Raw genomic sequence first — 4936 nt, 5'->3', positions numbered from 1 at the left:
TAGATTTTGATGACATTTTTGGTGATTTACTGTTTCTCAAATGCCTTTTTTCACTTTATCTGTTTGTTTTGATGCTCCCTTTGATTTTCATCTCCGTAATTTCCCTCTGTAACATTTTGGGGTGCGGAATGTGGGTTTTAATATTTAAAACAGGGAACAGGGCAGAAGCAGAGGGCAGAAGCAGAGGGCATGGGGAAAATATTTTCCACTGACAACTGACAACTGACAACTGACAACTAACCCATTACCCATTAACTACTTGCCTAACTTAATAGTGTTGCCAATTGCAGTTAAACTGTCTTCAAATAAAGCCTCACGTCCCCAGCGTTGTACTTGTTGACTTAACAACGCTTCGGCTTTTTGTTCAGAAAGAGAAGTTACTTGTTGGAACAAGCCAGACGACTGAGCGCCTCCATGAGTTTCCATTCGCATACAACCGCCAGTTTCCGAACAAATCACAGTTCCGCAATTAGCTTGAATATTAGTAGAACTCAAACGCAAACCAATTAAATCACCGATAATTTCCCCCATATCAGCAATGGGAACACCTGCTAACTCAGCTTCTATGTGTTTTTGGTCTTGAGACAGGAACTGAATCGAGGTGATATCATAATCACCGTTTTCCTGTTTATAGGAAACTGGCTGCCATTCTAAGCGATTAGCTAACCAACCCAAATACAATAAGGCTTGAGCAGCATTGCCTTTTTCATAATCAATATTGACACGATCAATTTCTCTAAGAGCAGCGCGACGATTAGGCGCATCATAAGCTTGTGCTGTTAACTCCTGCCATGCTGACAACCGCCGCCAATTCAAATCAGCCAAAGGTATACCAGATTCTACTAACTTCTGCAAGCTGAGTAAATCATCTTCTGGTGTATTAAAGTTGCAAGAGTCAACAATGACATTATTGCAAACAGACGCTAATCGCTTAAACAAAGGGTTTGCAGCATCTGGTGTAGTTTTCCACCAGAGGAACTTAGGCAAACCACCAATTAACAAAGCGGGAATCATGCCCCCAATCCGTTCTAAAGCCGCAGCAGTACCAGTGAGAGTAATATATTCACAACAGACAAGAGTGCTAGAAGATTGCTTTTGAATTGGGCAATAGGCAGAAACTTGTGCCTTTACCCCTTCATCATCCCCAGCAATGGGACATAAAGCAATGATCCGGCAAGGGTTGCGAATGGCAATTTCGTCAGCAATGGTGGGACTGGTAGGACTGAAAGTATAGCCTTTTGCTGCACCATGACTATCTCCATTCGGTCCGGTGTGCTGCTTTTGGAAATATTCTGCCCGTAAAGCAGTGAGAGTTTCTGCTGTCGCACTACCAGTTTCTGGAAGATGATGCTTTTTCTGTAATTCCTGCAATGCTGTTTTAGTTTGTGGTCCGAGAATACCATCAACCGGACCCTTATAAAAGCCTGTTGCAGTTAACAAATACTGGGTTTCTTCAGGTTCGTAAACCACCAAAGTAAATGTTGTAGCGCGGGTAGCGGCAGGTAAACCACCGTCGTCCCCCTGAATACCGTAACTTTGCCAAACTTTAGTGAGTTCCACCTCAATTTCGCTGAGAGAAACATCCTTGGGCGCTTGCAAAGAAAAAATTGTCGGTGCTTGGGAAATCATATTTGTCAGTTGTCAGTTGTCAGTTGTTAGTTGTCAGTTGTCAGTAGGGGCGAAGCATTTGGAAGATAAATTATCGGTCATTGCCAAAAATAGTTCTCCAAATGCTTCGCCCGTACAGTTGTTCGTTGTCAGTTGTTTGTTGTTTTGCTACTGACCAATGACCAAGGACTAATTAAAGTCTGCGCCAGCGGCGACCGTCTTGGTTGATTAGTAATTCTGCTTCTTCTGGTTCCCAAGTGCCAGCTTCATACTGAGGAACGGTTGCTGGATCTGCGGGTAAATCCCATACAGACAAAGCTGGTGTAACTACTTGCCAAGCTGCTTCTACTTCGTCTGCCCGTGTAAATAGAGTTTGGTCACCCATCATACAATCAAGGAAGAGGCGGTCATAGGCATCAGAAGTAGCTGTAATCCCAAAAGAACCGTAGCTAAAATCCATATCTACGGAACGGGTGCGGAAATCGCCACCGGGCATTTTCACATCAAACCGCAGGGAAATCCCTTCATTGGGTTGTATCCGCATGGTCAAAACGTTGGGGCTTGCTTGTTGAGAAGCGGAGGGGAACATTCTGGCAGGAACTTCGCGGAAGTGAATGGCAATTTCACTGACTTTTTTTGGCATCCGCTTCCCAGTTCGTAGGTAGAAAGGAACACCTTTCCAACGCCAGTTATCTACCATAAATTTCATAGCCACATAAGTGGGGGTAGTAGATTCAGGATTAACTCCTGGTTCATTTCGATACCCTTCCACTTGTTGACCTTTCATCCAGCCAGCACTATACTGGCCACGAATTGCTGATTTTGATAAATCATGAACATCTGCTAACCGGGTAGCTCGTAGCACCTTGACCTTTTCTGTGCGGATACTATCAGCATCCATAGCGTTGGGCGCTTCCATTGCCGTTAAACAGTAAAGCTGCATCAGGTGGTTTTGTAACATATCCCGGAGTGCGCCGGCGCTTTCATAATAGCCAGCCCGGTCTTCAACGCCTACAGTTTCAGCCACGGTGATTTGTACGTGGTCAACAAATTGGCGATTCCACAAAGGTTCAAAAATGGCATTGGCAAAGCGGAAAACCAGTAAGTTTTGGACTGTTTCTTTACCTAAGTAGTGGTCAATGCGATAGACTTGGTTTTCTTTGCAAAACTTTTGAACTACTTGGTTGAGGTTTTGGGCGGAAGCTAAGTCACGACCAAAGGGTTTTTCAATTACTAAACGATGTTTTTCTGGATCATCTAGCATTCCTCCTAAACCTAGCTGCTTAATAGCTTCGGGGAAGAAGTTAGGCGCGACAGAAAGGTAGAACATCCGGTTTCCCCGTGTTCCCCGTTTCTCGTCCAGTTCAGCCAATAGGGTTTTGAGTTTTTGGTATCCTGCGGGGTCATCTATATTCCCAGGACAGTAAAATAAACCTTGGGAAAAGTCTTGCCAAAGTTCGCCTAGTTCTACACCAGCATGAGCTTCTTCCATGCCTTTTTGCATCTGCTCACGGAAGTATTCATGACTCCATTCCCGACGCGCTACACCGACAATGGTGGTTTCTGCGGGAATCCGTCTTTCTCTCCGCAATTTGTATAATGCTGGGACTAACTTCCGCCAAGTTAAGTCTCCAGACGCGCCAAAGATGACAATTATTTGTGGTTCGGGCATCCCTTGCTGCTGTAAACCCGCACGCAATGGATTTTCTAATAAACTGACCATAGGATTTTAGATTTTAGATTTGGGATTTAGGATTGGGGTTTAGGTACTTATCCTTGCCAATTACCCCAATTCCCTCTACAGGTGAGAATAGCTTGACTTTACCTTTTAAAGAGTTCATGAATGACACAGGAAGGACACGGAATGATTATTGCAGGTATATAGAGTACAGAATCAGAATTTAGAATCCAGAATTTAGAATCCTCTTGTAGTGCGGGCATCTTGCCCGCTAGATATGTACCTCATAACACCGGGAAGTGCTGTATAGCTAAAGTCGGTTTTAACCGACTGTTTTTCTGTTATTTGTTCTATGTGGAACATGAGGTTTGATTTTTTAATTAATTAGAGTTTTATCTAATTACCTGTTTTGATAAAAGACATGACCTTGGCTACATTTTCTTTACTACCAATAATTAATGGTGTCCGCTGGTGCAGTTTTGTGGGAATTACATCTAAAATATCCATTGTTCCTGTAGTCGCTATACCTCCAGCTTGTTCAATTAAAAACGCTAAAGGAGCAGTTTCATACAGCAAACGTAATTTACCTTCTGGTTTTTGTAGTGTGCCGGGATAGAGAAATACCCCACCCTGTAATAAAATTCTGTGAATATCGCTCACCATTGCCCCACTGTAACGGGAACTATAACCTTCTGTGCGATGAACATAACGGATATATTCTCTAAAAGATTCATCCCATTGCCAGAAGTTACCATCATTAACGCTATAGGTGGCGGCATGATCTGGCATTTTGATATTTTCTTGACAGAGAATAAACTCACCCAAACTAGGATCAAGAATGAAGGAATGTACTCCTGTACCTATGGTATACACAAGCATGGTGCTTGGTCCATAGAGAATATATCCGGCTGCTAATTGCTTGCGTCCATTTGTAAGTAGATCCTTGGCTTCACCATCAGCATCTTCTCCTTCTTGCTGACGAATGGCAAAGATAGAACCTAAACTGAGATTGTTATCTGTGTTAGATGAGCCGTCAATGGGGTCATAAAGGAGAGTATAACGACCAATGGGGCAGTTTTCGGGGATGTAGTAGGGTTTTTCCATTTCTTCGGAAGCGAGACGACAGACTAAGCCGCTTTGCTTAAACACGGAAATAAATACTTCATTAGCGTAAACATCCATCTTTTTGACGGATTCTCCCTGGACGTTAACTTCTCCAGTAAATCCCAGCACCCCTTCCATTAAACCAGCGCGACTCAACCGACGGGCAACTAATTTACCCGCTAAAGCGATACGATTCATCAGCGCACTTAAATCCTGGGCATTTGGTCCAAAGCTTTGTAATTGCTGGAGGACGTGACGGGATAATGTTGTACAATCACGATCTAAAGCTTTATCTGTGGACAAATCTAAAGATTCTGATATTTGTGTCATGTTGTTCGCTGCTATGGGGTCATGTTCCTGCTTCTATCTTAGAAAGGGAATTTGATAACTTAAATGTGATTTTATATAAACTAAAGAATTGAATTTTTAATTTGAAGATTCTCGACTTCTTCAAGAAGTCGAGAATCTGTGTTTTTCAGTATTTTTCTCTAGATAATAAATCTTCAAAGTAGTTGACACTAAGCACGTAGAATGATACTGTGTGCC

At 42.8% G+C, this 4936-nt stretch carries 4 protein-coding genes and 1 pseudogene; 2 read left to right on the top strand and 3 right to left on the bottom strand.

The window, feature by feature from the left end; translation table 11 throughout:
* A pseudogene (locus tag PN450_RS24010) lies at positions 1–212 on the top strand (hypothetical protein); the annotation flags it as partial.
* Between the two features lie 43 nt (positions 213–255).
* Here PN450_RS24010 and opcA read toward each other — a convergent pair.
* The gene (gene opcA / locus PN450_RS01020) at positions 256–1629 is read right to left on the bottom strand and encodes a glucose-6-phosphate dehydrogenase assembly protein OpcA (protein ID WP_271835114.1); all 1374 of its coding nucleotides are present in this window, start codon (positions 1627–1629) and stop codon (positions 256–258) included.
* Between the two features lie 16 nt (positions 1630–1645).
* Here opcA and PN450_RS01015 point away from each other — a divergent pair, with 16 nt between their 5' ends.
* A complete protein-coding gene (locus tag PN450_RS01015; RefSeq protein ID WP_271835113.1) occupies positions 1646–1783 on the top strand; it encodes a hypothetical protein in 138 nt (45 codons plus the stop codon).
* An 18-nt stretch (positions 1784–1801) separates the two neighbouring features.
* On the opposite strand, the gene zwf is transcribed toward PN450_RS01015, so the two are convergent.
* Together zwf and fbp are read right to left on the bottom strand one after the other, a co-directional pair.
* Positions 1802–3331, bottom strand: coding sequence for a glucose-6-phosphate dehydrogenase (gene zwf, locus PN450_RS01010; RefSeq protein ID WP_213711609.1), 1530 nt, complete (start codon positions 3329–3331; stop codon positions 1802–1804).
* A 351-nt stretch (positions 3332–3682) separates the two neighbouring features.
* Positions 3683–4720, bottom strand: a complete 1038-nt coding sequence (fbp, locus tag PN450_RS01005; RefSeq protein ID WP_271835111.1) for a class 1 fructose-bisphosphatase — start codon at positions 4718–4720, stop codon at positions 3683–3685.
* Positions 4721–4936: the final 216 nt, after the last annotated feature.

Source organism: Dolichospermum lemmermannii CS-548, assembly GCF_028330815.1.
In the GTDB taxonomy this organism is placed as follows: domain Bacteria; phylum Cyanobacteriota; class Cyanobacteriia; order Cyanobacteriales; family Nostocaceae; genus Dolichospermum; species Dolichospermum lemmermannii.
Note: the sequence above shows the minus strand (reverse complement) of the source record. Positions and strands in the feature narration are given on the sequence as shown.